We start from the raw sequence: 26,192 nt of genomic DNA, 5'->3' as shown, positions 1-26,192 counted from the left end.
AACCACCAACCACCACACCCCCCGCAGAAGCCACCCGGAAACCAACCACAACCAACACCACACACCACACACCACCCAACCCACACACAGACAACCAACCCAACCAACGGGCAGGACCAGCCCACTCCCGACGCCGCGCAAGGCCGCCGTCCCCGTGCTGTCGTAGCCGCGCACGAACCAGCGGCCAACCCCCGCCTCACCGCTCCGGCCCAGCGCTGGTCCAACCCGCAGGCAGCGCCTGCCGGAGGGCGCGGTCAACACCGGGGTGAAGCCGACTTGTACGTTGACCACTCGCGTCGCGTCGGTGTCCGAGCTGCGCGACGGCCGTGCGGCAAAAGATCTGTCGAGGACCTGATTCCCGCTTCGACTGAGGGGTGACAGCATGCCGACGGGGCGCGCAGGAGCCCGGGGGGGACACCCGAGATGAAGTACGTCGCAATGATCTACGGCAATCAGACCAAGGGGGACTCCTCCCCGGCCGAGGCCTGGCCGGAGGCGTCTGCCAGGAGGCGTGCAACAAGAAGTACCGCAAGAGCGGTGAACTCTTCAGCGCCTACGGCTTGGCGGACGCGGCCAACGCCCAGCTCGCACGCCGCGAGAACGCAGAGCGCACGAACGCTACCTACCGTCCAGGTGGTGAAAGCTTCGGGCGGCGGCGCGCCGGAGCAGCGGCTGGGCAGGGACGGCGGCCTTTCGCAGCATCGCACCTCGTGGTCGACGAGCCCGTTCCGTACCCACTCCATGTCCCCCCGGCAAAGCCGACTGAACAGCGCCCCGTTGGTCTGACAGCGGCCCCGGGTACGGCCGCCGCTGCGCGTCTGGCCAGGGGCGTTCAGGTGGTGGTGGGCCAAGCGTGCAGCAGGGCGGCGATCTTGCCCACGGTGCAGGTGGGGTCCAGAAGCAGGTCCTTGAGGGCCGTGGCGTCCTCGCGGGTGGGCTTGACCGTGATGCCGGTGGCCTCGAGGTACATCACACCGGTGGCGGCGGCGACGGCGAGGTTGGAGCGTTCCAGCCAGCGGCAGCGGCCCAGTGTGTGGACCAGAGCGGCGGCCTTGGCGTAGGGGCCGTCGTAGACGGGCTGCTCGAAAACTTCCGCGCGGTGGCGGGCGACCGCCGAGACGGGGACGCCGTAGTCGTCGGGGGCCGGGTCGTTGGCGCCGGCCGCTTCGGCGACCTGGAGGATCCAGGGGACGTCGATGTGCAGGTGCATCAGGCGGCGCGCACTTCCTTGACCGACTGGCTTCGTGGGGCGTTCTCGGCCTCGTCGAACACGTCCTGGTGTTCGGCCAGGAAACGAGCGGCGGCGTCGACCGCGCGGGCGCGCAGACCGCTGGCGTCGTCCTCCACCAGGCGGGCGAGGTAGTCCCCCAAGCTCAGCCCGAGATCGGCGGCTCGCCGCCGGGCCAGTTCCGCAACGTCCGTGTCGACGCGTGCGCCGATTTGCGTCTTCGCCATACCCGCATGGTAACAGCTGTTACCGGGGGTGGTGGGTGTCCATGCCAGGACGGCGGAGGCGGCGTCCTCGGCCGCAGGAACGACTACCGGCCCGACTGCTACGACCTCATCGCCGCCCTGGGCCGGCTCGCGGAGAAGGGCCACGAGGAGGGCTGAGCCCTGAGGGGAAACCGGTGACGCGTTTGTCCCAGACACGACATATGCTGCCCCCTGGCAGTCGCGCCCCGCCTGCCGTGCGCCCCGTCTCGGGGGCGATGTCACGCGTGTTCTCGTGCGATCCTCGCGCCCGGCGATCACCGGGTTTCCTCTGGGGGTAACACCTGTGCGTGGACGCGGCATCTCCACCGCGACGGCTCTCGCCGTCCTCTTCAGCTCGGCAGCACTGACCGTTGCCGCGGCCGGCACCGCCTCGGCCGCCGCCACCACCGTCACCACTTCCGGCGGCGGCCTGGTGACCGACGCGGCACACCAGCGCGTCTTCGTGGGCGACCCCGTCAACGGCAGCGTCGCTGTCGCCGACTGGTCCGGCAACCTGGTCAAACGCGTCTACAACATCCCCAGCGTCTGCGGTCTCGCGCTGTCGGACGACGGCGCCACGCTGTACGCCGCGGCCCCTGCGAGCCGCGAGGTCATCGCTCTCGACGCGGGCACGCTCGCGGTCAAGGACCGGTGGTCGATCTCCGCCGATGCGGGTCCTCAGGATGTCGCCTTCTCCGCGGGCAGGGTCTGGTTCACCTACATCCACCAGTCGAGCGGCAACCTGGGTTCGATCAACCCGGACCGGGCCGCGGCCCCGGCGGCTGACCTGACCCCGCAGCCCACCGAGCCGACCGTGGTACCGACTGCGGAGGCGACCGCCGAGCCGACGCTTGGGCCCACCGCGGAGCCCACTGCTCCGGCGGGCCCGGCAACGCTCGCCGCGGCAGCCGCCGCGGCGGACGGCCCCGTCCGGCTCGAGCTGCTGCCCGGCGGCGGCTGGGACGGCGCGGCCGTTGTCGACACCGACCCGTCCTCTCCCGGCCTTCTGGCCGTGGGCGAGACCAACGTCGACTCGGGCTCCATGACGGTCCTGGACGTCTCGTCCGGCACTCCGGAGAAGATCGCCTACCATCAGGGCGACCACTCGCTGACCGGTTACATCACCGACCTCGACCTGGTCCCCGGCCACGCGCAGCTGCTCGTCGCCGGTCGGCAGCGGGACGCGTACCAGAACGGCGAGTTCTCCGCCGCCGGCGAATACCCGGCCAGCGGGTGGCGGGCGGACGTCAACGCCCAGGGCACCGTCGCCAACTACACCTACGATCACCTCAACCTGTACAGCACCATCTCGGTCTTCAAGCCGAACGGCACCACGCCGCTGCGCACCATCACCACGGACCTCGAGACGGCCGACCTGGTGTGGGGCGACTCCTCCCGGCTCTTCGCCCTGGTCGGCTCGTACGGCTCCTACACCCTGAAGACGTACGCCGGTGCCAACCTCAACACCCCGACGCTGTCCGTGAACGCCCCCGCCAAGGGCACCATCGGCACCAAGCTGACGGTCACCGGCAGGATCACGGCGACGGAGCCGCTGCCGTCCGGAGTCAAGCTGAGCGTGACCCGCACCGACGTGGCGAGCCCCAGCGGCAAGGCCCTGGCGTCGGTCACCGCCAAGGCGGACGGCACGTTCAGCTTCACCGACACCCCGCCGACCGGCGACAACGTCGTCTACCGCGTCGCCTACGCGGGCGACGCGGCCCACACGGCGGTCTCCAAGACGGACACCGTGATCATCCCACGTGCCACGCCGACGCTGACGCTGAACAACAACCACAACGTCTATTCCTACGGCAAGGACGTCACCTTCACCGCCCACCTGGGCACGACCTACACCAACCGCAAGGTCGAGATCTGGGCCAACCCCTACGGCTCGGACAAGCCCAACGTGCTCCTGAAGAGCGGCACGGTGAACTCCAGCGGCAACATCTCCGCCGTCGTCGACATGAAGCGCGACACCACGGTGACCGCCGTCTTCAAGGGCGACACCAAGTACGCGCCCAGGACCGTCACCTCCGTCGGCTACGCCAAGGTGAGCATCTCCAACAGCGTCTCCGGCCACTACAAGACCGGCTACGTCGGGTCCCACAACTACTACTGGTTCCGCAAGACCAAGGACGCGCTCGTCAGCACCACGATGAGCTACTACCCGCGCCGCGAGGTGTGGTACGAGTTCCAGGTCTACGTCGACGGCGCGTGGCGCCGCACTGCCACGGGGTACTTCGAACTCAGTTCGACCGGCAAGGTCACCGTGAACACGGGTACGCCCGGCGTGGCCGGCACCAAGGCGCGCGTCCGGACGAGTTACATCAACAACCCGTCCGGCGACAACGTCAACACCACGACGCACGGATCGTGGAAGTACCTGTACTTCACCAACTGATCCGTCGTACGACGCTCGACCGCTGCGACGCCGTGCCCCAGGACTCCGGGGCGCGGCGTCCCGCGTTGAGGACGCCGGCAGGACTGGCGGGTGGTCGATGTGCGCCGTGGCCTGCCCTGGCTGGACAGGACCTCGAGCGGCAGAGAGGCAATTGGATTGCGGACGTAGCCGATGCCTTGGCACGGTTCAGGGCATCATGCTCGTCTGCATCCTGATCTGCGGAGGCACCCTCGTGGCTGTCGTTCTGGAACGTCGTTTGGCTCTCCTCGGTGGCGGCTTCTCCACCGAGGACGACGGTCTGCTGGATGACTGGGTGCTCGAGCAGGTCCCCGTTCCTCGGCCGAAGGTGTGCTTCGTTCCGACAGCCAGTGGTGACGCCCCCGCCTACGTGGAGCAGTTCTTCGGGGCGTTCCGGTCACGTTCCTGCGAGCCGAGCGTCTTGCATCTCTTTCGGCGGGAGCTCGATGACGACGCCCTGCGCGCGTTCCTGCTTTCTCAGGACGTCGTCTACGTAGGTGGGGGCAACACCGCGAACATGCTGGCGGTCTGGCGCGCCCACGGCGTGGACCGGCTCCTTCGCGAGGCCTTCGACCGGGGGATCTTGCTGTGCGGCATCAGCGCTGGTGCCAACTGCTGGGCCGAAGGCTCGCACACCGACTCTTTCGGCCCACTGACTCACCTCCGCGACGGATTGGGGCTGTTGTCCGGATCGGTCTGCCCCCACTACGACAGTGAGCCCGGTCGGCGATCGTCCTATCAGGCAGCCGTGGCAAACCGCGCGCTCCCGGCCGGGTGGGCGGTCGAGGATGGTGTCGGCGCCCTCTTCACGGGCGGCCTGCTGACGGACTCCGTGACGCGTACGTCTCGGGCCTGTCTGTACCGGGTGCAGCCCGGCAGGGATGGCGGAGTCGAGGAGCAGGCCATGCAATGTCGCCTGCTCGGCGCGGCACAAAAGCCCACTTCGATCGCGTGAAGTGACACGCTAGCTCCTCGTTCCTCCTCGGTGCCGTCCTCAGCGCTCCCACCCGCGTGCGGACCAGCGACCGTGTCGGACATCTTTCGGCCTGTGCCCTCTCTGCCGGCTTCGGCCTGTTCCCGTCCTACGTCGTCGCGCCGGCCTTCTCCGGTTCGGGAGACCGGTGCTGGATGTTCCTGGGAGGTCGGGGGACGTGGATGGCCAAGATGGCCGTGTCGTCGTCGACGCCTGTGCCGAAGGCATCGAGCAGGCGGCGGACCGCGCTGATGGTGTCCGCGGCCGTGGTGGGGGCCAGCGTGTGACCGAACTCGAGGAGGGCGTCGTCGCCGTAACGCTCCCGTCCGCCTACGACGGCATTGGTGTGCGCCTCGGTAAGGCCATCGGTGTAGAGGAGCAGGGTGTCGCCGTGGGCGAGGTGGACCGAGGTGGTGACGATGCGGGGATTGGGCAGGACACCGATGAGCTGACCGCCGAGGGTGGGCAGGAAGTCGGCGGTACCGTCCACGCGCAGCAGCAGAGCCGGCGGGTGACCTCCGCCGGCCAACGTGATGTGGAAACCGCCTCGGTCGGGGTCCGGGGTGAGCAAGCCGAAGAGGACGGTGCAGAACCGGGCGTCACTGCCTTTGTACTCGTTGAACAGGACGGTATTGAGGTTGACCAGGACGGCGGCCGGGTCCGGGTTGTAAACGGCGGCCGCGCGCAGGGTGTAACGGGCCAGTGAGGTGAGAGCTGCGGCGGTGACGCCCTTGCCGCAGACGTCGCCCAGGAACAGACCCCAGGTGCCCGCCGCCAGGGGGAACAGGTCGTAGAAGTCGCCGCCGACGTCGTCGATGGATGCGAGGTGGTAATAGGCGGAGACATCCAGGCCGGGCACATCCACCAGGGTCGGGGGCAGGAGCGTCTTCTGCAGGGTGGCGGCCAGAACTTGAAGGCGGTCACGTTCGCGGTCGGCTGCCTGACGGGCTCGGAGAACCTCGGTCTCGTAGGCGCGACGGGCGCGAGCATCGAAAACGATGGTGCGGATCAGCGGCGGGCGCCCGTCGCCGCCTGACTTGACCGTGGCGGTGATGAGAACGGGCAGACGCGTACCGTCGGCCGCTTTCAGCTCCAGAGCAATGCCGCTGATCTTTCCCTGCATCTGCAGCTGGGGGGCGAAATGTGTCTCGTAGTACAGCTGGCCGCCCACCGTGAGCAGGTCGGAGAAGTGCTTGATGCCTATGAGTTCACCGCGCTGGTAACCGAGCCAGTTCAAAAGGGTGGTGTTCACCTTCGCGATCCGGCCGTCCATCCGGGTGGAGAGATAGCCGCAAGGGGCGTGCTCGTACAGGTCCTCCACATCGCCCTCCAGCGACACACAGGACTCGTCCTGGTCCTCCCCGGGCTCTTCGTCCGCTCTGACACAACCGTGCTCTGCGTCGTTGGTCTCGCTCGTCAACGGGTGTCTCCTGATGGGACGGCGGCGGTTGCGGTCAGTGATAAGGGGAGGTTGTGATGAGTACGTCGTTCCAGCGCGGGCCCGAATGAGTGGCACGGGTTCCGGTGCCCTGCAAGCCCGCACGCAGCATGGCCACTGACCCGTCGAACACTTGCGCGTGGATCTTGCACCGCCTGCCCAGGCGAGGGATGTTCGCCGACCCAGTCGCCGGCTGCTTCGCCGTCCCCGGAACGGCGCCCCACCCTCGCAAGGCACGGCCCCGCGTCCCTTCCTCATGTGCCCCGTGGGGATCGCCCGAGTCCTAAGTGAACTGCTGCGCGTCGGCCTGGCTCATACAGCGAGCTGTGCACGGCCCTGTGCAGGCCCTCGGACAGGGGCCTGACCTGGTGGTCCGGCAGGCTGGCCCGCTCGCATGTGCCGTCGTCGTCAAATGAGCGGCGTGCAACAAAACGTAGCAGGTCATGGGCCTGCTGGTAGGAGCCAGGGCCGCGGCGCAGGGCAGACTGACCGCCCCCTTCACCATGCACACGACCGACTGGTTAAGCACTGGGGGGACTCGGCGCGCTCAAAGGCGAGCTTCGACCGGAGCGTGGGAGCCGCCAGCAGGGCGGGATCAGAACACCGACAGTCCGGTGAGCGTGGTGAAGTGGTCCAGCGCTGCCACTCCGGCGACGGAGTTGCCCCGTTCGTCCAGGCCGGGGCTCCACACGCACAGTGCGCAGCGGCCGGGCACGACGGCGATGATGCCGCCGCCCACCCCGCTCTTGCCGGGCAGGCCGACACGGTAGGCGAAGTCGCCGGCGGCGTCGTACGTGCCGCAGGTCAGCATGACGGCGTTGACCTGCTTGGCCTGGCTGCGGGTCAGGAGCCGAGTGCCGTCGGCGCGTACGCCGTGCCGGGCCAGGAGGGTGGCCGCCAGCGCGAGGTCGGCGCAGGAGGCCTTGATCGAGCACTGGCGGAAGTACTGGTCGAGCAGGAGCGGGACGGGGTTGTCGATGTTGCCGTAAGAGGCCATGACATGGGCCGAGGGCCGCGTTGCGGTCGCCGTGCGCGGCCTCCGAGGCGGCGACCGCCAGATCGAAATCGAGGTCCGGGTTCCCGCTCTCGGCGCGCAGCAGCCGCAGGAGCTCGCCCGCCGCGTCTCCGGTGCGGGTGTGGAGGCGGTCGGTGACGACCAGGGCGCCGGCGTTGATGAACGGGTTGCGCGGGATGCCGTTCTCGTACTCGAGCTGCACCAGGGAGTTGAACGGGTTGCCGGAAGGTTCGCGGCCCACGTGCTCCCACAGTTCGTCGCCCTCGAGGGCCAGGCCCAGGGTCAGGGTGAAGACCTTGGTGATGGACTGCGCGGAGAATGGCTCGCGCCACTCGCCCACCCCGTGGACGGTGCCGTCCAGCTCGGCGACGGCCATGCCGAAGGCGCGCGGGTCAAGGGCGGCGAGTGCGGGAATGTAGTCGGCGGACCGCCCCCGGCCGGGCGTCCGCGTGACCTCCTCGGCGACCTGTTCCAATACGTGCTGGTAGTCCATCCTCGATGTCACGGCGCCCCTTGTGCTCATGAAATCCACGGGGCGCCGGTGAGGCGGCTGACCGCACTCGGCATCACACTGCCGGAGAGGCCGGGCCGCCCCCGCGGCCGGGGGTACGACGATGGGTCCGGGTAAAGGCTCAGGCGGCGTCGCGGCGAGGTCTCGCGGCGCTCACCCAGTGGGTGGAGAGGGAAGGCCCCCGACCGACCCGTCTCGCGCGGCACGGTCATCCAGACCGGGGGTCTGTGCCGGCGGAACCTCACGGGTCTGACGGGGTCGCTGGGGTTGAGGAGGGTCCACAGGCGCCTTGATGCCTGCGCCACGCGGCTCTGAGCGCCTCCAGTTCGGTGCGGGGGAAGTGCTCACCCCACTTACCGCGGTAGGCACTCTCGCCGTACTCCCTCACGACCTGGTCGAAGCATCGGATCACCCCACGGGCGACGCTGTCGACGTCCTGCCAGCTGGACCAGATTTCGGTCCCCCTGTTGTCGTGGTCGCTGCCGCGGGCCAGCCTCAGAAGGCGCATCCACACATCGGTGCCCTCGCGGTAGAAGATCCAGCGGAAGATGGTCGGCTCCGCGTCGAATTGCACGCGGCACTCGGTCTCGCCGGCCATGAGACGCGTCACCGCCGTCAGGAGATCCTCAGGCGCGGCCGTGATGTACGAGGCCGTGACGTCGACTTCCGCCCGGTCGTCGCTGACGGTGCAATCCGCCCACCCGCGCCCTGCAAGAACCCATGTCAACCGCAGTTGAGCCGCCATCCTCGTTCTCCTCCCCCGGTCAGTCACGAGCTCCCTCCGCCGAGCGCGAAGGGCCGACCTGTTAACCCACCGGCCGATCATGCCGGTCCGCTCGAGTCCTGGGCGTGCCAAGCCGGGCTCCGGAGCCGCAGAGCTGCGAGGTGGCGTCAGGTGCGCTTCTCCGAGGCGGTGCGGAACCGCAGGGCGACCTCGGCGGCCCCGGGGAGACTCGTCTCGTCCCCGAGTACCACGCTGCCGGAGGTGCCGCCGTCGGTCCATGCGCACACGATGGGGCGGCCTCCGGCGTTCGGCGCGATGAAGCCGCAGCTCAACCGCCCGCCCCAGGGGCCCGCCTCGAAGGCGGTCACCTCACTCGCCTTCGCACCGGCGAAGAAGTTGCGCAGCTCTTGCGTCATGGTGTCCGAGCGCTTCTCCTCGGCCAGCCCCGCATCCCATTCGACGGCGTTGATCTGAAGGATGGCGCCCATCGGCCCTCGGCCGGGACCGTCGTAGAACCAGTACTGACCCTGGAGCGTCTTTCCGGAAGCCTGCTGCTCGTACGGGGCTGCCTCCTCGTCGGTCAACAGCCTGTACGCGCCGACGCGCGGGGCGGCGTCGATGACACGTTCCTGGGCGACGGGCGCTGCCTCGACGGAAGCGGAAGGCGGCTTTCCCTCGTAGCTGCATGCACGTATCAGACCCGCGGTGGCAACGACGAGCAGTACGCTGGCGACGACGTTGTACCGACGCTGGGCGGCCGGGAAGGCTTGTGCGGGTTCGGCTGCGCCGGCCGGCACCGGACCACGTCGCCACGTCCGGGTAGCAAACCAGATGACGGTCATGACCGCGGCGGTGATGAGAAGCGTCCCCAGCGCCTGGCCGGCGGCGAAGCTCTGCGAGGTGGGGTCGACGGACAAGGTGATCATGCCGGAATCCTAGAGATCGCCGCACGTACGTTCGCCTCGATCAGCCATCACGAGCGGCGGGCCGAAGTCGCGGTGGCCGACGATGCGTGAACCGGCCTCGCTGATGGTCTCGGCCAAGGCCAGGCCTTTCTGCTGCTGGTCCAGGGCAGTCCGGCGAGGGCGCCGTTGGCGGTGCCAGGACGTCCGTTTCCCGCACCGGGTGACCGCGAGGCCGCCGTACCTCGTGTGTGATGAACTGGGTTCCGGTTTCGGGACGTTGATCTTGTCTCGAACATGGGAGTGGGAGGGTCCGTGGACCTTGGTGGGGGGACGTGGCGGCGGCTGACCGCCGTGGCGCTGGTCATGGCGGTGGCGGCCGGGTGTACCGGGCGGGGAGAAGGCGCGGGCGGCGGAAACGACGAGGACCTGCTGCGGACCCACGACTGGACGCAGATGCCGGGCACCACCGCGCGGAACGACATCCTGCGCGTCAGCGCGACGGATCGGCGCATCGTGGAGCAGGACTCCTCCGGCGGCCAGCCCAACCCCCCGCTGAACCTGGCCGGCCCGCATCTCAGGTCCGATGGCGACTTCACCGTCACCGCGCGCATGTCCGGTGTGGGTGACGATGACGGCGGCTCGTGGCTGCGGCTGTACGGACGGGTACCGGTCATCTACGACGAGTGGCGGCAGGAGCGGCCCTCACTCCGCGTCGGCGTGACCGGCGACGGACGAGTGAAGGTGCAGATATGGGACGGCGAGGGCGATGAGCCGGCGGCCTCCGAGCAATTCGACTGCGGCTGCTCCGGGACGGTGACGCTCGCCGTGTCGAGCATCGGGGACACCTTCCGCGTGAAAGCCGACGGGCGGCGGCTGGGAACCGTTCCCGACCCGGGGGTGTTCGCCGAGGGCACTGTGTGGTTCGGTCTGGAGGCCGACGCGGGCGAGGACGAGCGCCGCGAGGGATGGCGTCTGACGCGGCTGACCGCGCGGGCAGAGAGCGGTGACGCGCTCCGCGTGATCAAGGCGCCGCAGCTGCGCCAGGAGCAGTCCGACGACTCACTGCGTGCGCGGGCCGCAGACGTGGGGCGGCCGTTCGACATCGGCGCCGCCATGGCCGAGAACCCGCTGCTCACCGACTCACGCTACCGGGCGCTCGCGGGGAGCCAGTTCTCCATGCTCACTCCGGAGAACGCGTTCAAGCCACAGTTCCTCCACCCGCGCCGGGGCGTCTACGACTTCCGCGACGCGGACCTGCTCGTACGCTTCGCCCGCGCGAACGACATGAAGGTGCACGCGCACACCCTGGTCTGGCACGAGGCTCTGCCCGACTGGATGCGGGAGAACGACGACCCCGAGGAGGTGCGCCGAACCATGCTCCGGCACATCGCCGTGGTCGCCGGGCACTTCAAGGGAAAGGTCGCGGAATGGGACGTGGTCAACGAGCCCATGTCCGACGACGAGAGGAGCTACACCAACGGGGATCTCGGTCTGCGCTCCGAGCAGAGCCCGTGGTTCGAGGCCATGGGCGAGGAGTACATCGACGAGGCGTTCAGGGCCGCCCACCGGGCCGACCCGGAGGCACGGCTGTTCCTCAACGAGTACGGGGTCGAGGAGGAAGGCGAGCGGTGGGACGCCCTCTACGACCTGGTCGGGCGGCTCAAGGAACGCGGCGTGCCGATCGACGGCGTGGGTTTCCAGAACCATGAGTACGCACCCGGCGACCGCGTCGACCCGGAGACCTTCCGCAGCCATGTGCGGGATCTGGCGGAGCTCGGGGTTCAGGCGCGGGTGTCGGAGATGGACGTCCCCGTAGGTGAGGACGAGGAGGACGGGCGGCAGATTCAGGCTGATGAGATGGCCGGCAAGCTGCGGGTCTGCCTGGAGGAGCCGAACTGCACATCGTTCTCCACATGGGGATTCACCGACCGGTACGGTTCCACCGCCGACACCGAGATCTATCCTCCGCGCACGGCCGACTCCCTGCCGTGGGACGCCGCCCTGCGGCCGAAGCCGGCGTACGAGCGCCTGCTCGAGGCCTTCGACGAGGCGTGAGGGTCGCGCAGTCGACGTCTGCGGTCGCCGCTGTGTGACGGGCGGCCGGTCGGCCGGCCCCGGGGCATGTGGCAGGGGTCACGGGAACTGGCCGGGCCGGCCGGAGAGGTAGGGGTGTGAGATGTGATGATCAGGAAGACCGGAAGCGCATGCGGACACGCATCAGGGCGGGCGACCGCCAGGCGTTCGGCGCGCTCTACGAGGAGTACGCGAGGCCGGTCTACAACCATGCCTACCGGCTGACCAGCGACTGGTCGACGGCCGAGGAGGTCATGTCCGAGACCTTCCTCGCCGCCTGGCGCACCCGGCACGCCCTCGAACCGGAGGGCGAATCGCTGCTGCCGTGGCTGCTCGGCATCGCCACGAACAAGGCGCGCAACGCCAACCGGGGCACCTGGCGGCGCCGGGCCTTCCTGGCCCGCCGCCCCGCCCCGGACCCCGTCGCGGACATCGCGGACGCCACGGCCGGACACGTCGACGACACCCGGCGGCTCGCCGCGGTCCGGCAGGCGCTGGACGGACTGCGGCACCAGGACCGCGAGGTGCTGGCACTCTGCGTCTGGTCCGGCCTCGACTACGCGGAGGCCGCCGAGGCGCTGGGCGTCCCGGTGGGCACGGTGCGGTCGCGGCTGTCCCGCGCCCGCGAGCGGCTTCGGCGGCTCACGGACGCACGGCTGGACAGCGCAGCGGGTGGGCTCGCGCCGGCCGTGCGCCCCGGAGAACCGGCGTCGACAGCACGCCCCGGGGACGGCGGCGGGCCCACACGCCTCGGACCGGGCGCGTCCGTACGACCCCGGGACGGCACACCTGGCCGCCCGACGCGCCCCGAGGACGCCGCGCCCGCGCGTCCCGAAGGCACCAAGGCCCCACGCTCCGGAGAGGCCAGGCCCCCCTCCCCCGCCAGGGGAGCCGGCACCGCGCGCCCGCGAGAAAGCGTCCGTCCCGGCAGAGAACCCCGCCACCGCCGCGGAGAGGTAGAGGGCAGGACCGCATGCGTGGTCCTGCCCATCCAGGAGGAAACCCGATGAACGACCGTGCCTCCGGCCCCGACCGGGCCGAACGCGAGGAACTGGCCCGGCTGCTGCCGGTCCCGGCCGAACGGGACCTGCCCCCGGGCCGCCATCTCCACCACAAGGAAAAGCTGATGCAGCTGATCGACCAGGACAGCGACCGCGCCTCCGCACGCCCCCGGCGCCGCCTCCCCCGCCTCGACGTCCTGCTGCCCGCCGCCGGCCTGGCCCTGGGCGGGGTCCTGTTCACCAGCCTCGCCGTGGCCGGGCAGGACCACACCCCGCCGCCCTCCGCCGCCCGCTCCTCGGACACGGCACCTCGCGGTGCGACCATGCTGCTGGACCGGATCGCCACGATCGCCTCGAAGAGCGACGCGCAGAAAGTTACCGAGGGCCAGTTCGTGTACGTGAGGACGCTGCAGGCCGAGAACGAAGGCGTGTTCGGCGGTCCGGTGGAACTGGGCAAGCCCGGTGAGCGCGAGGTCTGGATGACCCAGAAGTCCGGGCCGGTCATCGACGAGGGCCTGATCCACCAGAACGGCACGTACTTCCCGATCAAGGTCGGCGTCCCGGACGGCGAGAAGCCCGTCGGCTCACCGGCGGGCCTCAACCGCCCGACGTACTCCTGGCTGGCCTCCCTGCCCACCGACCCCGACGCCCTGCTCCGCCGGCTCGCCGCCGAGATCACCGCGGACCAGGACGCGCGCGGTGTCCCGGCCGACGAGCGGAGCCCGGACCAGGACGCCTTCGACGCCATCGGCGGGCTGCTGCGGGAGACCCTGATGCCTCCGCAGACCGCGGCCGCCCTGTACAAGGCCGCGGCGAGGATCCCCGGCGTGAGCGTGGACTCCGACGCGGTGGACGCGGCCGGCCGGCACGGCATCGGCGTGGCCCGCGACGACGAGCGCGCCGGCTGGCGCACCGCCTGGATCTTCGACGCGAAGACCTTGGAGTACCTGGGCGAGCGGACCTACCTCACCCGGGACACCTCCATGGGCAGGAAGGGCACCGTGACGAACACGTCGGCGGTCCTGGAACGCGCGGTGGTAAACGCCCTCCGCGAGAAGCCGGGGACAACGGCCTGACGCGATGGCCCTGACCTGACCGCATGACAGATGCTGTACGGGAAGGGCCGAGGGCCGCCCTGCCATCCCGAAGGGGCGATGGTCTTCGGCGGCGAGGGTCCCCAGCTCATCGATCAGGCCTCGGTGGGCGAGGATCAGCTCGGTGTGAGCCGCGATGCGCAGGTGGAGGGGAGGCTGGAGGTGCATGGTCATGTCCCTGTGGTGGAGCCGGGACGAATGGTCATCAGTACGGTGACGGTGGCCCAGAGCAGGTTGAAGAGGCCGGTGAGCATGGCGAGCCGGTGCGGTGCCACGGGGGTTGACGTCGGCGCGGTGGAGCCTGTCACCTCGTGCAGGGCGCGGTTCTGAGCGGGCAGGATCAGCAGGAACAGCAGACCGGCGGCCGCCGCGGTCAGCAGGATCGAGGTGAGCAGCCAGGCGTCGCCGAGGACACCGAGGCTGCTGGCCGTGGCGAAGCCGAAGAGGGGAACCGCGATGCCGATGCCCGCGTACACGCGGCAGATGCGGTGCAGCGTCCGCAGGGCGGTGGAGGCGTCACCCTCACCGGGGGCGCCGAGGGCGCGGCGTAGCGTCGCGGGAAACATGCTCGCGGCGACGGTGACCGGGCCGACGGCGATGATGGCAGCCAGGACGTGCAGGGACAGGAAGAACTTGGTCACGACTGGTGCTCCGGGGCGGTCCGGCGCTCGCCGGTGACCGTCGAGGAGGGGAGGCGGCCGGCCTTCGAGGTTCCCCGGAGGGTGTCACCGTCGACCGTCACGTCGAATGCCAGGTTCAGCCGCATGGGCTTGGTGATGGCCTGCCTCCAGGTGAGCCGGTCGCCGTCGAGGGAGATGTCGGTGAGTGGTACGTCCTCGCCGGCTCCGGATGCGACGCCGGTCAGGGTGCCGTCCTGTTCACGGAGTTCGACCACGGGCTTGATCTTGCCGATGGGGGTGGAGATGGACAGGTTCCAGGTGCCGTCGACGGACATGGTGATGCTCTTCCTGACTGTGCGAGGGGAATGGTGAGCGACTGGCCGGAGAAGCAGACGAGTGCTCAGAGGGTGATGGGCGTCGGCCCTTGGGCGCGCCAGACGGTGCCGCGCCGCTCGTGGGCGAAGAGTTCTTCGACGGCGTGCGCGATGCGGGGACCCACCTCGCGTTCCAGCAGGTACAGGCCCAGATCGAGCCCGGAGGTGACGCCGGCGCCGGTGATCAGGTCGCCGTCGTCCACGATGCGGGCGTGGACCGCGTGGGCGCCGGTGGCATCCAGCATGTCGAGGCCCATGTGGTGGGTGGTGGCGTGACGCCCTTCCAGCAGGCCGGCCATGGCCAGGACCAGCGAGCCGCCGCAGACGGTGGCAACCGTGATGTGCGGGTCGTCCATCGCCTGTTTGAGGAGTGCGGGCAGGTCGGTGGTCAGCGTCCGGCCCAGCAGCACCGGGATGAACTCGTCCTGCTTCCACTCGCCGGCGTCCGCTTCCTCTTCCGGGTCCTCGCCGGGCTCGCCCACGCGGCCGGAGGCACCGGGCACAACAAGGATGTCGGCGCGCTCCAGGTCGAGGGTGCCGGCGGCGTGCAGCGCCAGCCCTCCGGTGCCGCTGACCACCTCGCGAGGGCCCTCCGCGGTGACCAGTTCGACGCTCACTGCGCCGCCTGAGGCCGAGCCGCCGACGTACAGCACCTCGTACGGGGCGATGACATCGAGCGGGTCGAAGCCGTCGAACAGGACGATCTGGATGTGCATGGGCGATTCCTTCAGGAGCGTTTGCCATCGACGCTCTGAAGTCAACCGGCTGTCCCCGCGACTGCCCAGTGGCACTAGTGCCATGTTTCAACGGAATAATGCCAACCCGCTGCCAGTCGCCCTGAGCTGCGGAGATTGGCAGTTCTCGGGTTAACTGCATGACTGAGACAATCCGATGACGGGGTATGTTCTGGCCATGCATACCGTTGCCGTTCTCGCGCTGGATCAGGTGATTCCATTCGACCTGTCCACTCCCATCGAGGTGTTCTCGCGTACCCGCCTGCCCGATGGACGGCCCGGCTACCAGGTCCGGGTATGCGCCGAGCGCGACGAGATCGACGCCGGAGCGTTCACCCTGCGCGCGCCTTGGGGCCTGGAAGGATTGCGGGACGCGGACACGATCATCGTGCCGGGCGTCAATGACCTCACGGCCGCGCTCCCGCCCGCCGTACGCGACGCGCTGCGTTCGGCCGCCACCGCCGGCACCCGGATCGCGTCCATCTGCGTGGGCACCTTCCCTCTTGCTGCCACCGGGCTCCTCGACGGGCTACGCGCCACGACCCACTGGCGCGCGGCCGGCCTGCTGGCCGCCACCCACCCCGACATCGACGTCGACCCGGACGTCCTCTACGTCGACAACGGCCAGTTCCTCACCTCGGCCGGCGCCGCCGCAGGAATGGACCTGTGTCTGCACATGATCCGCCGTGACTATGGCTCGGCCGTAGCCGCCGACGCCGCCCGCCTGTCGGTGATGCCCCTGGAACGGGAGGGCGGGCAGGCGCAGTTCATCGTCCACGATCACACCCCCACACCGCAGGGCGCCGAACTCGATGCGTTGCTCGCCTGGCTGCGGGACAACCTCTCCCGCGACCTCACGCTCGCCGACATCGCCTCGCGCGCCGGGACCAGCACCCGAACCCTGATCCGGCGCTTCCGCGACCAGACCGGCACCACTCCGCTCCAGTGGCTCCACCGGGCCCGCATCCGCCAGGCGCAACACCTTCTCGAAACCACACAGCACTCCGTCGAGCGCATCGGCAGCCAGGTCGGTTTCGGCTCATCCACTACCTTCCGTGACCGCTTCAAGCGCGCCACAGGCGTCAGCCCGCGGACCTACCGCCGCACCTTCAGCTGACCCAGGAAGACGTGCGGGCTCCGGGTTCAGGCGGCGGTGCAGCCGGTCGGTCACAGGTGGCCGTGGGCAGCCGTCGACGAGCGCACGGCGGATCATGAGGCGGGGGCTGTCCTCACGAGGGGCGAGAGATCGGTCGTCCGGTATCGCGTCCGAGGTACACGGCCGAGGCTCTACAGGGGCTGGCGTCCGGAGACGGCGCCGCCCGGGTCGTCGGCCAGGGCGATGCGGGCGGTGATGCGTTTGCCCACCGGCTCACGCTGCGCCTGGAAGCCCTGGGCGACGGCCATGACGATCTCCAAGCCGTGCTGGCCGACCCGGCCGGTGTCCGCGGCCCGGGCTATCGGCAGAGCCGGGTTGGAGTCCCACACGGCAACCTCGACCATGTCTCCGGTGAGGCGCAGGTCCAGCAGTACCGGTCCGGGGGCGTACTTGTGGGCGTTGGTGACCAGTTCGCTGACCACCAGCTGGGTGAGGTCCATGGCACGCTGCGAGACGGGCAGGCCGTGCTCGGCTTGGACCCTGGTGAGGAATCCGGCGGCCAGGTGGCGGGCGTGAGCGATGTCTTCGCCGTCTCCGGCGAGGGCCCTGCCGGTCTGTACGGCGGGACGGGCCGGTGCCCCACCACCTGCCGACGTCGGATCCGCGTCCACCAGGACCGCCATTCGTTCCCCCGCTCACCAGCGTTTACAAGATTCTTCGCCCGTCTACCCTCACAGTTTCGAATCACGCCATGTCTTTTCTGTCGACCGGCTCACTTCCGCACCGCACATACCATGCCTGCGGCACTGCGGGTGAGGGTCTGGGTGTGCCAGGATCACTGTCATGTCTGAGGCAGAGATGACGGACCCCGAACCCGCCGGGCAGGCCGACTACCTGTCGGTCGTGACCACCACCACCGACAACATCCGCGTGCTGACCCTGTCCGGAGAGATCGACCACCACACCGGCGACACGTTCCGCCGAGCCCTGGACGCTTCCGGCACTCCCTGTCCCCACGTCGTGGTCGACATGCGCCAGGTCACCTTCATGGACTCCAGCGGCATCAACATCCTCATCGCCGCCCACCGCGCCCTCAGCGAGGCCGGCGGCTGGCTGCGCCTGGCCGCTGCCGGCGAAGCCGTGACGCGCACCCTCAGCATCGTCGGTGTCGACGCTGTCATCGACTGCCGGGCAACCCTCCCCCAAGCACTCGCCCACTGACCGGCCACCCGCCTCCACGGGCAAGGCCCGTCGCCCGGGGCGAGTTCACCGGGGCGCTGCGGTCGCGCAGGAGGCCGCCGAACGCTTTGTGCCTACGGGAGAGTCCGGCGGCCAGGGCTGGTCTGCCGCCGGCCGCCGGGTTCCTTGTTGTCCTACCCCGTTGTCCTACCCCGCGTCCGTGGTGCGGCTTCCGCGGGGCGTCACGGAGATCAGCCGCGGACGATGTTCTCGGCCTGGGGGCCCTTCTGGCCCTGGGTGATGTCGAACGTGACCGCCTCGCCCTCGACCAGCTCGCGGTAGCCGTTGCCGGAGATGTTGGAGTAGTGGGCGAAGACGTCCGGTCCGCCGCCGTCCTGGGCGATGAAACCGAAGCCCTTCTCGGAGTTGAACCACTTCACGGTGCCGCTGGCCATACTGCGTATCCTTCGATCTCGCCGGGGGTGCCGGCCGGTGTCAACAGCGGGGTCGTCCACTGCAAGGAAGACCGCCAGCGTCTGTCCTACCCCAACCGGAGCCCTGTCATACGATCATCCGTCACCGATTCGTCGAGAGCCACAACAGGCCCAAGACATGGGTCGCCTCCACCTCCTATCCGAAGTAGGAACGATGGCACAGGAAGTGGGCCTGTCATGGCTCTCGCTGCAGTGCGCGGACCTCGCCGACCTGCCGGCACCGGAGATCGACGCCCTCGTCGAGCGGGGTCCCGTCTCGGCCGTCGTCCTGACGGTGGAGCGGGCCGTGGCGGAGCTGGACCGGTCCGCTCGGCTGCGGCTGGGGCGGGACGTCCGGTGCCTGCTGGATTCCTCGCTGCCGGAGGAGACCATCAGAACCGCCTGGGCCGGTTCGACGGACTACGCGCTCGATCCTGTCGCGGAGGACGTGACTCCTCGCGCCTGGCTGGGGAGGCTCGAAGAGACCTGGCTCGCAGCCGAACGGCGGCGTGACCCCGGCTTCGTCCCTCCGTCGGCCCGACCGGAGGCCGACGAGGTCACCGGCGCGGAGGTCCTCCGCGTGATGCGTCCGCTCGCGGACGCGCTGGCCACCGCGCACACGGAGGCCCAGGTCTTCAACCCATACCCGCTGCCCGCCTTGATGCCGGCGTTCCGGCGGGTCACCAAGGAGGCAGGTGCGGACCTCGGCTACCGGCTCTTCCTTCGGGCGGTCAAGTTCTACGCCCTGCCGGTCACCGTCGCGCTGCGCGCCGAGATGACCATGCTCGGGGACCGCTTCGGATACCCGGCCGGTCTCGTCGGGGAGGGCCTCGCACTCGAGGAATGAGCTGGTACAGGCACTGCCTGTCACTTCACTGCGCCAGGCGTGGCCGAACCCCGGTGAGGTCTGGCGCCCCATCGTCACCGGTGGCAAGCCAGGGCCGGCCACGGAGCGCCTCACCGTCAGGGCACGCGCCACTTGCCGGTGTCGTCGGCAAAACCGCTGTCCATCGTGAACTGGATCTCGGCGATCTCCGACCCTTCCGGCACCTTGAACGTGACGTATCCCAGCGCGGTGTCGCCGACGGAGAGGGTCGTCGTGCCGGTGAAGCCCGGGCCGGCGGTGGTCTCGGCGATCCAGGAGCCGAACTCGTGCCCCTGCTCGTCGACGACCTTGGCGCTGTTGATCGGGGCGTCGCGGTACTGCTGCGATCCCGTGTTGTGCAGACGGAACTGGACGGCGACGTACCGCTCCCCTGTTCCGGGGCCGGTGTCCTTGCCGGTCACCGGGTCGACCACCTTCACCACGGTGACCGCGAGCTTCTCGCCATTCTTGAGCCCCGTCAGGTGGACGGTGTCGCCCACCTCGGCGTCGGTGGGCGAGGGGTCGGTGCGAGCTGGGGCGTGCGCGCCGGCTGAGGCTGCGGACCATGCCGTGCCGCCGTACGTCGGCGCTTCCGAACCGGTCCGGGCGCCGTAGGCGGTGCCGCCGACGGCGAGGACCGCTGCCAGCGCGCATACCGACAGACGAGACATGCTGTCCCCCTGGCCTCGGCGCCCGGTGAGGCGCGGCCTTGTGCTTACGTCCATCGTCCCTCCGGCGGCGGGGGACCGCACGGTGAGGAGCCTTCCTCAACCCAGCCTTCCCTGCGGTCTCCCGGCCGCCAACTCGTCCGCATACGAGGAGTACTCCGGCTGCGGCTCGGTTCGTGAGACGGGCGTAGGTGTGCGGTGCCTGCGCCGTCCGGGCCGCGCGTGTCACCGCGGTGGCCCGGACGGGGCGGTTCACGTCGGTCGGCCGGTTCAGCCGTTGTAGGGAGCGGCGACGTCCAGGACCCAGGTGACGCCGAAGCGGTCGGTGAGCATGCCGTACAGAGGTGCCCACGGCGCGGGCTCCAGCGGGCGCACGACGGCCGAGCCCTCGGCGAGCCTGCCCCACAGGGCGCGGATCTCCTCGGCGTCGTCACCGCGTACGGAGACGAAGAACGGGTTCTCGCCCTGGTTCCAAGGCAGGTCCGAGGGCACGTCGTAGGCCATGACGTGGAAGCCGTCGTCGCCTGCCACCTCGCCCCACATCACCCAGTCCGCCTCGCTCTCGTTCCGCACGGCGCCCGCGTCCGCGTAGGTGACCGCGACGGTGCGTCCGCCGAAGACGGACCGGTAGTGGTCCAGTGCCTCTCGTGCGGTGCCCCGGAAGTTCAGGTGGGTGGTGGTCGTGACGGACATGGGTTGCTCCTTGTGCGGTGTGACGGATGCGCCGCCGACCCGTCCAGTGCGGGTGACGACCGCCGTGACCAGGAGTGATGTCTCCTGAGCGGCTTGTACGCCACCTTGGCAGGAGTACCGGACAGGATGCGTCCTCTACTTCGGGGACCATGGATCCCATGCAGAAGACGTCCTCCCGGCTGCTCGTGCTGCTCTCGTTGCTCCAGACCCACCGTGACTGGTCCGGTGAGGACCTCGCCGGGCGTCTGGACGTCACCTCACGCACCGTGCGCCGTGACATCGATCGGCTGCGTGGCCTCGGCTACCCGATCACCACCGTCAAAGGACCGGCCGGTGGTTACCGGCTGGAGGCCGGCACTCGCATGCCGCCCCTCCTGTTCGACGACGGCCAGGTCGTCGCCCTGGCCGTCGCCCTGCAGACCGCGGCCGCCGGCACCGCCGTCGCCGAGGACGCCGCCCGGGCCCTGGCCACCCTCCGCCAGGTCATGCCGTCACACCTGCGTCACCGCATCGACCTGCTGCGCGCCACCGCCGTCCGGCCACCTGCGGCCGGTGACACCCCCGAGGTGGACCCCCAGGTCCTGATGGAGCTCAGCCACGTCATCCACGCCCGCCAGGAATTGCGCCTCGACCACACCTCGGGCCCGGGCCCGGGAATCTCGGCCGGTGCCCCGCGCCGCGTACAACCCCACCACCTGGTCACCTGGCGCCACCGCTGGTACCTCGTGGCCTGGGACCTCGACCGGGAGGACTGGCGCACCTTCCGCGTCGACCGCATCCGGCCCCGTACACCCGCCGGCCCCCGTTTCACTCCGCGTGAAGTCCCCGGGGGCGACGTCTCCGCCTTCGTCACCAGCCGGTTCCGGGGCAACGACGGCACCACGACCGACTGGCCCTGCCGGGGCGAAGTCGTCCTCCACCTCCCCGCCGCCGACGTCGCCCCCTTCGCCCGGGACGGAATCGTCGAGGAACTCGGCCCTCGCCGCTGCCGGCTCACCCTCGGCTCCTGGTCCTGGACCGGACTCGCCACCACCCTCGGTTACTTCGACACGGGCCTCGAGGTCGTCGGTCCACCGCAGTTGGCCACGGCGTTCGCAGAACTCGCCGCCCGCTACGCGCGCGCCGCAGGACCGGGGACCGTCCCGCCGTCGTGAGCCCCCCTGCGTCGCTCAGCCGTCCGCCTCTTCGGCTCCGGTGACCCTCCCTGCCCGGCGGAGCGGCCACGCGGACGGCGGTCTCCTCCCGGGGAAGGCGCCGACGCTCACCCGCGCCCAGTTCTTGCGAACAGGACGCCGACTCCCGGGCCGGACACCTCGTCACACCAGGTCGGTCCGTGTGACGAGGTGTCCGGCCGGCACGTCCAGGCGGGCCCGGCCGGCACGGTGGCGTGGGCGGTCACGCGCCGGTCTCCTCATGGGGCGGGGCTGGGTCGTGTCAGCTGTGGGTGTTTCCTGTGGTCAGGACGGCGCCGGCCAGCAGGAGGAACACCCCGCCGCCGACGTAGCGCTGGGCGTTGAGGAACCCTTTGCTCTCCTCGACCCGGCCGCGAACGAAGGCGCTCAGCAGTCCCCATCCCGCGTTGGTGGCCACACCGACGAGGACGAACACCACGCCGAGCGCCAGGGTCTGCGACCACACCGGCCCCTGTCCCGGGTGCACGAAGGCGGGGAGGAAGGCGAGGAAGAACAGGGTGCTCTTGGGATTGAGGGCATTGACGAGCAGGCCCTCCAGCACCAGGCGCCGGCCGGGTACCGCCTCGTTGTGCCGGTCGGCGGCGGGGGTGAGGGTCACAGGGGTGCGCAGCCGCTTGACGCCCAGCCACACCAGGTAGGCCACGCCGGTGTACTTGACCACTTCGAAGGCCACCTCGGACGATGCGACGAGGGCCGACAGCCCGACGACCGCGGCAAGCACCTGGACGAGATCGCCGCAGGCGAGTCCGAGGGTGGACAGCAGGCCGGCCCGCAAGCCTTGGTCGAGGGTGCGGCCGGTGACGTAGAGCACCGAAGGCCCGGGCACCAGCAGCAGGACGAGTGCCGCGGTGAAGAACCACCAAAATGTCGAGATCTCAGGCATGGCCGTTGTGTTCCTCGCTCTCTTCTTCCTGTCGGAACCGCTCCGTCGGCGCCTCCCACTGCCAGCAGCACGGCGGACCGGTCGGGGCGTGCGCCGCGAGTGCGGCGCGGACGCCCGGACCGACAGCAAGATTCCACAGTCGCCACGGCGCGGGCACGTCCAGTGTCCGGGGAATGGGACAGTCGACCGCCTTCGCGTACGCCTCGCGCCAGGTCCACCGGGTGAAGAACTCCAGGCGACCGGCCGCGTCGGGCAGTTCCCGGATGACGGCCGCGTCCGGGCCGAGGAAGCGCCGGGCCATGGCCCGGTGGTCGAGGCTCGGATCAATCGTCTCCACGTCGACCCCGACACGGCCGCCGCGTGCCACCGCGATCAGCGCGACGGCTCGGGAATGGGACAGGTTGAAGTCGAGCCGGGCACCGTGCGGGCCCGTCAGCCGCGGCCGGCCCCGGGGGCCGCGCACGAAGCACAGGCTCCCCGGGTGTGTGCCCGTGTAACGGGACAGAACGTCGCGGACCGCCGCCCAGGCGACGACGGAACGGTCCCGATTGACGGGCATGCGGCAGTGCCGGGCCCGTTCCTCCTCCTCCCGGGAGAGGGAGGTGCTCAGCTGCGCCCGGTGGGCCGGTGCGACGTCCAACGGCACCCGCCACACGTGGACGCGCCGGTCCGCCGGCTCCACCCGCGCCGGTCCCGGGTCCCAGCTGCCCGGAAGGGTTCTCATTCGACGGCGGCCTCCGTGGTCCGGCGCAGGATCCCGGCCAGCTCGCCCAGAACCTCCTCCTGCGCGGAGTGCAGGAAGAAGTGCCCGCCGTCGAACATGATGTGCCGGAACGCACCTGTGGTCTGCTCGGTCCACGCGGCCAGGCCGGGCTCGTCGACGTGCCGGTCCGCCCGGCCGCCGAAGGCCGTGAGCGGACAGTCCAGCGGAGCCTGCGGCTGGTACCGGTAGCTGTCGTTGAGCTGGAAGTCGGCGCGCAGCCCTGGCATGACCAGACGCATGACCCGGGCGTCGGCGAGCAGTTCCTCCGGGGTGCCGCCGAGTTCCCGCAGCCGCTCCACGAAGGTGTCGTCGGGCAGCGTGTGGATGAGGGGCCGGTTGTGCGGCAACTGCGGGGCGCGCCGGCCCGACACCACCAGGTGTTCCGGCGCGCGGTGCCCGTGCGCGCGCAGCCAGCGGGCGCACTCGAAGGCGATGAGCGCCCCCATGCTGTGGCCGAAGAGGACGTACGGCTCCGCGCAGTGGTCCGCGACCGCGTCACCCAGGTCCGGCAGCAGGTCCTCCAGGACGGCGTAGGGGCGCTGCATGATCCGGGACTCGCGGCCGGGCAGCCGGACGGCCGCGAGCTCCACGGACGACGGAAGCTGCTCGGCCCAGCCGCTGAAGGCTCCGCTACCGCCGCCGGCGTAGGAGAAGCACAGCAGGCGGAGCCGGGCTCGCGGGTTGGGTCGGGGGCGGACCAGCCAGTCCCGTCCGGCGGCGGGGAACGCCTGGGTCACCGGTCGCCGCCTGTCCCGGCGGGCACCGACACCTTCATGTACGCCGGGAACGGCGGAACCTCCGTCAGGTCGGCCTCCAGCCGCACCAGGTTCCCGTCACGTCCGGTCTCCCGGAACTGGGAGAACTTGTACGTCACGAACATCATGCGGTTGCGCCCGTTGGGTACGAACTCCGCGACCAGGCGGACGCCGGCGTCCTTGGCCCGCTGCCGCAGATAGGTGATGAGCACGCCGCCGACACCGCGCGACATGACCCGGCAGGACATCAGCAGCAGCTTGATCTCCCAGGTGTCGGAGCCCCGCTCGATCAGTACCAGGCCGATGGTGCCGTAGGGGCCGTACCGGTCCGTCAGCCGGGCCACCAGCAGCTCGTGGTCGGGCGACTTGCGGAAGGCGTCCAGCTCCTCGTAGGAGTAGGTGTAGCCGGTGGTGTTCAACTGGTTGGTGCGGACGGTGAGTTCCTCGGCGCGGCGCAGATCCTCCTCGGCCGCCGGGGCGATGGTGAAGGTCATGTCCAAGGTGGCGAGGAACTCCTCCTTGGGGCCGGTGTACTCGCGCTCCACCTCGCCGCGGACCTGGTCGGCGCGGTACATCGCCCGCCGCTTGGCGGAGTCGTCCGTGACGAACCGAGGGGTGAACTCCGTGCGCTGCGGCAGTCCGGTGGCCTCGGCGGCGTCGAGGACCAGCAGCTCGGGTATCTCGTGCGCCACCTCGCCGCGTTCGAAGGGGTCGTCGTCGACGAAGGCGAACGCGTCCAGGCCGAGGTTGAGGGCTGCGGCGATCTCGCGCACGGAGGATGACTTGGCGTTCCAGTTGATCTGCGGGTAGAGGAAGTAGTCGAGCAGCGCGTGGCGCTCCAATGCACGTGTGGCGGCCTCGCCGTCGTTCCGGCTCGCGACGGACTGCAGGATTCCGCGGCGGTCCAGCTCTTCGATCACCTCCCGGACGCCGGGGCGCAGCGGCACGTCGCCGTCCTCCAGCAGGACGCCCTGCCAGAGGGTGTGGTCGAGGTCCCAGACCACGCACTTCACGGTCCTGGCGGGCTTGGCCTCGACGGTGTCGTCGGTCGTCATACCGTCATCGTCCTCTCGGCCGGGCCGGTGGCCCGGCGGTCGGCGGCGGGCCGGAAGGCGGCCGCGCGGCGGCTGTGGTAAGCGGTGTGCGCGATGGTCGTCTGCTGGAGTTCGGTACTGCCCTCGATGATCTCCATGACCTTCGCGTCGCGCAGGTAGCGCTGTACGGGGTACTCCGCGCCGCAGCCGTGCGCGCCGTGGACCTGCACCGCATCGGTCGCGGAGCGGAAGGCGGTGGTCGAGGAGTAGTACTTGGCCAGCCAGGTGGCGTGCACCGCCTGCGGGTCCGCGGCGTCGCGGAGCCAGCCGGCCTGCTGGCACAGCAGCCGGGCGGCGCTGGTGCCGGTGGCCATGTCGGCGAGCATGCGCTGCACGAGCTGGTGGTCCCGCAGCGGCACCCCGAACTGCTCGCGCTCGCCGGCGTAGTCCAGCGAGGAGTCCAGGCACGCCTGGGACAGGCCCACGCACCCCCAGGCAACGCTGTAGCGCCCGAGTTCCAGGGCGTCGGCGGCCACCGCGCTGAGGCCGAAACCGGGGCGGCCGAGCAGGGCCTCGGCGGGCACCTGGCATGCGCGCAGCTCCAGCTCGGCGAGCATCGAGGCGCGGGTGCCGAGGATCCCGGGGACCGGGGTGACCTGCAGACCGGGCGACGTGCGCTCCACGAGGAAGGCGGTCTCCCGGCCGTCAAGCCGGGCGAAGAGCAGGTAGACGTCGGCCCGGCGGCCGAAGGTGATCCACCGTTTCGCGCCGTCGAGGACGAATCCGTCCGCGGTGCGGCGGGCCTCGGTCGCCAGGCCCTTGACGTCGCTGCCCGCACCGGGCTCGGTCAGGGCGAACGCCCCGATCGCGGCGCCGGTGGCGAGCCGGGGCAGCCAGTGCTCCCGCTGCGCCGCCGAGCCCCACCGGGCGACGGCTCGGGACGCCATGCCGTGCACCGTCAGCAGGCTGCGGACGGAGGAGCAGGCGCGTCCGATCTCCTCGTTGAGCAGTCCGAAGCAGATCGCGTCCAGGGAGCCGCCGCCGTATGTGGCGGGCACGGCCGCCCCGAGGTAACCCGCGGCGCCGATCGTGGTGAAGAAGTCCTCCGGCAGTTCCTCGTCCCGGTCCCACGCTCCGGCCTTCGGGGCGACGTGCTCACGGGCGAAGGCTTCGTACTCCTCGCGGGCGGCGGACTGCTGGTCGGTGAGTTGTACGCGTAAGGCCATGGATGTCTCC

General features: G+C 70.2%; 26 protein-coding genes and 2 pseudogenes. 10 read left to right on the top strand and 18 right to left on the bottom strand.

From position 1 onward, the window contains the following. Positions 1 to 832: 832 nt before the first annotated feature. On the bottom strand, positions 833 to 1,210 hold the full coding sequence (locus tag Sfr03f_RS10570) for a fic family toxin-antitoxin system, toxin component (protein ID WP_108953381.1): 378 nt from the start codon (positions 1,208 to 1,210) through the stop codon (positions 833 to 835). Then, positions 1,210 to 1,455 carry a hypothetical protein gene (locus Sfr03f_RS10565; protein ID WP_108953380.1) on the bottom strand — a complete coding sequence of 82 codons (246 nt, stop codon included), beginning with the start codon at positions 1,453 to 1,455 and terminating at the stop codon, positions 1,210 to 1,212. Before Sfr03f_RS10565 ends, Sfr03f_RS10570 begins: the two co-directional genes overlap by 1 nt. Before the next feature lie 6 nt (positions 1,456 to 1,461). Between Sfr03f_RS10565 and Sfr03f_RS30225 the strand changes: the two genes are divergently transcribed. The 3 genes from Sfr03f_RS30225 (at position 1,462) to Sfr03f_RS10555 (ending at position 4,847) form a co-directional block, all read left to right on the top strand. Next, the gene (locus Sfr03f_RS30225; protein WP_159105610.1) at positions 1,462 to 1,611 is read left to right on the top strand and encodes a hypothetical protein; all 150 of its coding nucleotides are present in this window, start codon (positions 1,462 to 1,464) and stop codon (positions 1,609 to 1,611) included. Positions 1,612 to 1,777: 166 nt separating this feature from the next. Next, entirely contained in the window at positions 1,778 to 3,874 is a 2,097-nt protein-coding gene (locus tag Sfr03f_RS10560; protein ID WP_108953379.1) for a PT domain-containing protein, read from the top strand. Between the two features lie 196 nt (positions 3,875 to 4,070). Continuing rightward, positions 4,071 to 4,847 carry a Type 1 glutamine amidotransferase-like domain-containing protein gene (locus Sfr03f_RS10555; protein ID WP_108953378.1) on the top strand — a complete coding sequence of 259 codons (777 nt, stop codon included), beginning with the start codon at positions 4,071 to 4,073 and terminating at the stop codon, positions 4,845 to 4,847. Between the two features lie 127 nt (positions 4,848 to 4,974). Here Sfr03f_RS10555 and Sfr03f_RS10550 read toward each other — a convergent pair whose 3' ends face one another. The 4 genes and pseudogenes from Sfr03f_RS10550 to Sfr03f_RS10535 form a co-directional block, all read right to left on the bottom strand. Next, positions 4,975 to 6,285, bottom strand: coding sequence for a PP2C family protein-serine/threonine phosphatase (locus Sfr03f_RS10550; protein WP_245967482.1), 1,311 nt, complete (start codon positions 6,283 to 6,285; stop codon positions 4,975 to 4,977). 613 nt (positions 6,286 to 6,898) lie between these two features. Beyond that, positions 6,899 to 7,811 (bottom strand): annotated as a pseudogene (locus tag Sfr03f_RS10545) (glutaminase). Between the two features lie 259 nt (positions 7,812 to 8,070). After that, complete coding sequence (locus Sfr03f_RS10540; protein ID WP_174721551.1) at positions 8,071 to 8,574, bottom strand: hypothetical protein; 504 nt, start codon at positions 8,572 to 8,574, stop codon at positions 8,071 to 8,073. Between the two features lie 146 nt (positions 8,575 to 8,720). Beyond that, complete coding sequence (locus Sfr03f_RS10535; RefSeq protein WP_108953376.1) at positions 8,721 to 9,479, bottom strand: hypothetical protein; 759 nt, start codon at positions 9,477 to 9,479, stop codon at positions 8,721 to 8,723. 291 nt (positions 9,480 to 9,770) lie between these two features. Between Sfr03f_RS10535 and Sfr03f_RS10530 the strand changes: the two genes are divergently transcribed. The 3 genes and pseudogenes from Sfr03f_RS10530 (at position 9,771) to Sfr03f_RS10515 (ending at position 13,608) form a co-directional block, all read left to right on the top strand. After that, positions 9,771 to 11,513, top strand: a complete 1,743-nt coding sequence (locus tag Sfr03f_RS10530) for an endo-1,4-beta-xylanase (protein ID WP_108953375.1) — start codon at positions 9,771 to 9,773, stop codon at positions 11,511 to 11,513. A 149-nt stretch (positions 11,514 to 11,662) separates the two neighbouring features. Next, positions 11,663 to 12,271 (top strand): annotated as a pseudogene (locus Sfr03f_RS10525) (RNA polymerase sigma factor); the annotation flags it as partial. A gap of 266 nt (positions 12,272 to 12,537) precedes the next feature. Further along, the gene (locus Sfr03f_RS10515) at positions 12,538 to 13,608 is read left to right on the top strand and encodes a CU044_5270 family protein (protein ID WP_108953374.1); all 1,071 of its coding nucleotides are present in this window, start codon (positions 12,538 to 12,540) and stop codon (positions 13,606 to 13,608) included. Positions 13,609 to 13,796: 188 nt separating this feature from the next. Here the strand turns inward: Sfr03f_RS10515 and Sfr03f_RS10510 are convergent, their stop codons facing one another. From Sfr03f_RS10510 to Sfr03f_RS10500, 3 genes are all read right to left on the bottom strand, one after another. Then, a complete protein-coding gene (locus Sfr03f_RS10510; protein ID WP_108953373.1) occupies positions 13,797 to 14,267 on the bottom strand; it encodes a hypothetical protein in 471 nt (156 codons plus the stop codon). Then, the gene (locus Sfr03f_RS10505; RefSeq protein WP_108953372.1) at positions 14,264 to 14,581 is read right to left on the bottom strand and encodes a hypothetical protein; all 318 of its coding nucleotides are present in this window, start codon (positions 14,579 to 14,581) and stop codon (positions 14,264 to 14,266) included. Before Sfr03f_RS10505 ends, Sfr03f_RS10510 begins: the two co-directional genes overlap by 4 nt. Positions 14,582 to 14,646: 65 nt before the next feature. Next, the gene (locus Sfr03f_RS10500; protein WP_108953371.1) at positions 14,647 to 15,336 is read right to left on the bottom strand and encodes a DJ-1/PfpI family protein; all 690 of its coding nucleotides are present in this window, start codon (positions 15,334 to 15,336) and stop codon (positions 14,647 to 14,649) included. Positions 15,337 to 15,532: 196 nt separating this feature from the next. Between Sfr03f_RS10500 and Sfr03f_RS10495 the strand changes: the two genes are divergently transcribed. Continuing rightward, positions 15,533 to 16,471, top strand: coding sequence for a GlxA family transcriptional regulator (locus Sfr03f_RS10495; RefSeq protein WP_108953588.1), 939 nt, complete (start codon positions 15,533 to 15,535; stop codon positions 16,469 to 16,471). Between the two features lie 170 nt (positions 16,472 to 16,641). On the opposite strand, the gene Sfr03f_RS10490 is transcribed toward Sfr03f_RS10495, so the two are convergent. Further along, a complete protein-coding gene (locus Sfr03f_RS10490) occupies positions 16,642 to 17,133 on the bottom strand; it encodes an ATP-binding protein (RefSeq protein ID WP_108953370.1) in 492 nt (163 codons plus the stop codon). Between the two features lie 160 nt (positions 17,134 to 17,293). Here Sfr03f_RS10490 and Sfr03f_RS10485 point away from each other — a divergent pair, with 160 nt between their 5' ends. After that, a complete protein-coding gene (locus Sfr03f_RS10485) occupies positions 17,294 to 17,671 on the top strand; it encodes an STAS domain-containing protein (RefSeq protein WP_245967481.1) in 378 nt (125 codons plus the stop codon). Positions 17,672 to 17,880: 209 nt separating this feature from the next. On the opposite strand, the gene Sfr03f_RS10480 is transcribed toward Sfr03f_RS10485, so the two are convergent. Continuing rightward, entirely contained in the window at positions 17,881 to 18,084 is a 204-nt protein-coding gene (locus Sfr03f_RS10480; protein WP_108953368.1) for a cold-shock protein, read from the bottom strand. 193 nt (positions 18,085 to 18,277) lie between these two features. Here Sfr03f_RS10480 and Sfr03f_RS10475 point away from each other — a divergent pair, with 193 nt between their 5' ends. Then, complete coding sequence (locus tag Sfr03f_RS10475) at positions 18,278 to 18,949, top strand: hypothetical protein (RefSeq protein ID WP_159105609.1); 672 nt, start codon at positions 18,278 to 18,280, stop codon at positions 18,947 to 18,949. A 116-nt stretch (positions 18,950 to 19,065) separates the two neighbouring features. On the opposite strand, the gene Sfr03f_RS10470 is transcribed toward Sfr03f_RS10475, so the two are convergent. Beyond that, entirely contained in the window at positions 19,066 to 19,638 is a 573-nt protein-coding gene (locus Sfr03f_RS10470; RefSeq protein WP_108953366.1) for a DUF4352 domain-containing protein, read from the bottom strand. Between the two features lie 267 nt (positions 19,639 to 19,905). Continuing rightward, positions 19,906 to 20,328, bottom strand: coding sequence for a VOC family protein (locus Sfr03f_RS10465; protein ID WP_108953365.1), 423 nt, complete (start codon positions 20,326 to 20,328; stop codon positions 19,906 to 19,908). 158 nt (positions 20,329 to 20,486) lie between these two features. On the opposite strand from Sfr03f_RS10465, the gene Sfr03f_RS10460 reads away from it, so the two are divergent. Further along, on the top strand, positions 20,487 to 21,482 hold the full coding sequence (locus Sfr03f_RS10460) for a helix-turn-helix transcriptional regulator (RefSeq protein ID WP_108953587.1): 996 nt from the start codon (positions 20,487 to 20,489) through the stop codon (positions 21,480 to 21,482). A gap of 280 nt (positions 21,483 to 21,762) precedes the next feature. Here the strand turns inward: Sfr03f_RS10460 and Sfr03f_RS10455 are convergent, their stop codons facing one another. The 5 genes from Sfr03f_RS10455 to Sfr03f_RS10435 are packed head-to-tail and all read right to left on the bottom strand — an operon-like array spanning position 21,763 to position 26,182. Continuing rightward, on the bottom strand, positions 21,763 to 22,404 hold the full coding sequence (locus Sfr03f_RS10455; RefSeq protein ID WP_108953364.1) for a LysE family translocator: 642 nt from the start codon (positions 22,402 to 22,404) through the stop codon (positions 21,763 to 21,765). After that, positions 22,397 to 23,128: a 4'-phosphopantetheinyl transferase family protein gene (locus Sfr03f_RS10450; protein ID WP_108953363.1), complete on the bottom strand. Its 732-nt coding sequence runs from the start codon at positions 23,126 to 23,128 to the stop codon at positions 22,397 to 22,399. Before Sfr03f_RS10450 ends, Sfr03f_RS10455 begins: the two co-directional genes overlap by 8 nt. Beyond that, positions 23,125 to 23,904: a thioesterase II family protein gene (locus Sfr03f_RS10445; protein WP_108953362.1), complete on the bottom strand. Its 780-nt coding sequence runs from the start codon at positions 23,902 to 23,904 to the stop codon at positions 23,125 to 23,127. The genes Sfr03f_RS10450 and Sfr03f_RS10445 overlap by 4 nt, the downstream gene beginning before the upstream one ends. Beyond that, positions 23,901 to 24,977 (bottom strand): HAD-IIIC family phosphatase, encoded by a 1,077-nt coding sequence (locus Sfr03f_RS10440; protein WP_108953361.1) that lies wholly within the window; start codon positions 24,975 to 24,977, stop codon positions 23,901 to 23,903. Before Sfr03f_RS10440 ends, Sfr03f_RS10445 begins: the two co-directional genes overlap by 4 nt. Further along, entirely contained in the window at positions 24,974 to 26,182 is a 1,209-nt protein-coding gene (locus tag Sfr03f_RS10435) for an acyl-CoA dehydrogenase family protein (RefSeq protein WP_108953360.1), read from the bottom strand. Before Sfr03f_RS10435 ends, Sfr03f_RS10440 begins: the two co-directional genes overlap by 4 nt. Between the last annotated feature and the right edge of the window lie 10 nt (positions 26,183 to 26,192).

The sequence above is a fragment of the Streptomyces fragilis genome (assembly GCF_003112515.1).
Taxonomy (GTDB): Bacteria; Actinomycetota; Actinomycetes; order Streptomycetales; family Streptomycetaceae; genus Streptomyces; species Streptomyces fragilis.
Note: the sequence above shows the minus strand (reverse complement) of the source record. Positions and strands in the feature narration are given on the sequence as shown.

What these genes read in the sequence shown, in the direction of transcription:
- Sfr03f_RS10450 (WP_108953363.1), bottom strand. Translation starts at nt 23,128, where the DNA reads ATGAGAACCCTTCCGGGCAGCTGGGACCCGGGACCGGCGCGGGTGGAG.
- Sfr03f_RS10505 (WP_108953372.1), bottom strand. Translation starts at nt 14,581, where the DNA reads ATGTCCGTCGACGGCACCTGGAACCTGTCCATCTCCACCCCCATCGGC.
- Sfr03f_RS10440 (WP_108953361.1), bottom strand. Translation starts at nt 24,977, where the DNA reads ATGACGACCGACGACACCGTCGAGGCCAAGCCCGCCAGGACCGTGAAG.
- Sfr03f_RS10435 (WP_108953360.1), bottom strand. Translation starts at nt 26,182, where the DNA reads ATGGCCTTACGCGTACAACTCACCGACCAGCAGTCCGCCGCCCGCGAG.
- Sfr03f_RS10565 (WP_108953380.1), bottom strand. Translation starts at nt 1,455, where the DNA reads ATGGCGAAGACGCAAATCGGCGCACGCGTCGACACGGACGTTGCGGAA.
- Sfr03f_RS30225 (WP_159105610.1), top strand. Translation starts at nt 1,462, where the DNA reads ATGGTAACAGCTGTTACCGGGGGTGGTGGGTGTCCATGCCAGGACGGC.
- Sfr03f_RS10490 (WP_108953370.1), bottom strand. Translation starts at nt 17,133, where the DNA reads ATGGCGGTCCTGGTGGACGCGGATCCGACGTCGGCAGGTGGTGGGGCA.
- Sfr03f_RS10500 (WP_108953371.1), bottom strand. Translation starts at nt 15,336, where the DNA reads ATGCACATCCAGATCGTCCTGTTCGACGGCTTCGACCCGCTCGATGTC.
- Sfr03f_RS10555 (WP_108953378.1), top strand. Translation starts at nt 4,071, where the DNA reads ATGCTCGTCTGCATCCTGATCTGCGGAGGCACCCTCGTGGCTGTCGTT.
- Sfr03f_RS10465 (WP_108953365.1), bottom strand. Translation starts at nt 20,328, where the DNA reads ATGTCCGTCACGACCACCACCCACCTGAACTTCCGGGGCACCGCACGA.
- Sfr03f_RS10470 (WP_108953366.1), bottom strand. Translation starts at nt 19,638, where the DNA reads ATGTCTCGTCTGTCGGTATGCGCGCTGGCAGCGGTCCTCGCCGTCGGC.
- Sfr03f_RS10485 (WP_245967481.1), top strand. Translation starts at nt 17,294, where the DNA reads ATGTCTGAGGCAGAGATGACGGACCCCGAACCCGCCGGGCAGGCCGAC.
- Sfr03f_RS10455 (WP_108953364.1), bottom strand. Translation starts at nt 22,404, where the DNA reads ATGCCTGAGATCTCGACATTTTGGTGGTTCTTCACCGCGGCACTCGTC.
- Sfr03f_RS10495 (WP_108953588.1), top strand. Translation starts at nt 15,533, where the DNA reads ATGCATACCGTTGCCGTTCTCGCGCTGGATCAGGTGATTCCATTCGAC.
- Sfr03f_RS10540 (WP_174721551.1), bottom strand. Translation starts at nt 8,574, where the DNA reads ATGGCGGCTCAACTGCGGTTGACATGGGTTCTTGCAGGGCGCGGGTGG.
- Sfr03f_RS10535 (WP_108953376.1), bottom strand. Translation starts at nt 9,479, where the DNA reads ATGATCACCTTGTCCGTCGACCCCACCTCGCAGAGCTTCGCCGCCGGC.
- Sfr03f_RS10460 (WP_108953587.1), top strand. Translation starts at nt 20,487, where the DNA reads ATGCAGAAGACGTCCTCCCGGCTGCTCGTGCTGCTCTCGTTGCTCCAG.
- Sfr03f_RS10475 (WP_159105609.1), top strand. Translation starts at nt 18,278, where the DNA reads ATGGCACAGGAAGTGGGCCTGTCATGGCTCTCGCTGCAGTGCGCGGAC.
- Sfr03f_RS10570 (WP_108953381.1), bottom strand. Translation starts at nt 1,210, where the DNA reads ATGCACCTGCACATCGACGTCCCCTGGATCCTCCAGGTCGCCGAAGCG.
- Sfr03f_RS10480 (WP_108953368.1), bottom strand. Translation starts at nt 18,084, where the DNA reads ATGGCCAGCGGCACCGTGAAGTGGTTCAACTCCGAGAAGGGCTTCGGT.
- Sfr03f_RS10515 (WP_108953374.1), top strand. Translation starts at nt 12,538, where the DNA reads ATGAACGACCGTGCCTCCGGCCCCGACCGGGCCGAACGCGAGGAACTG.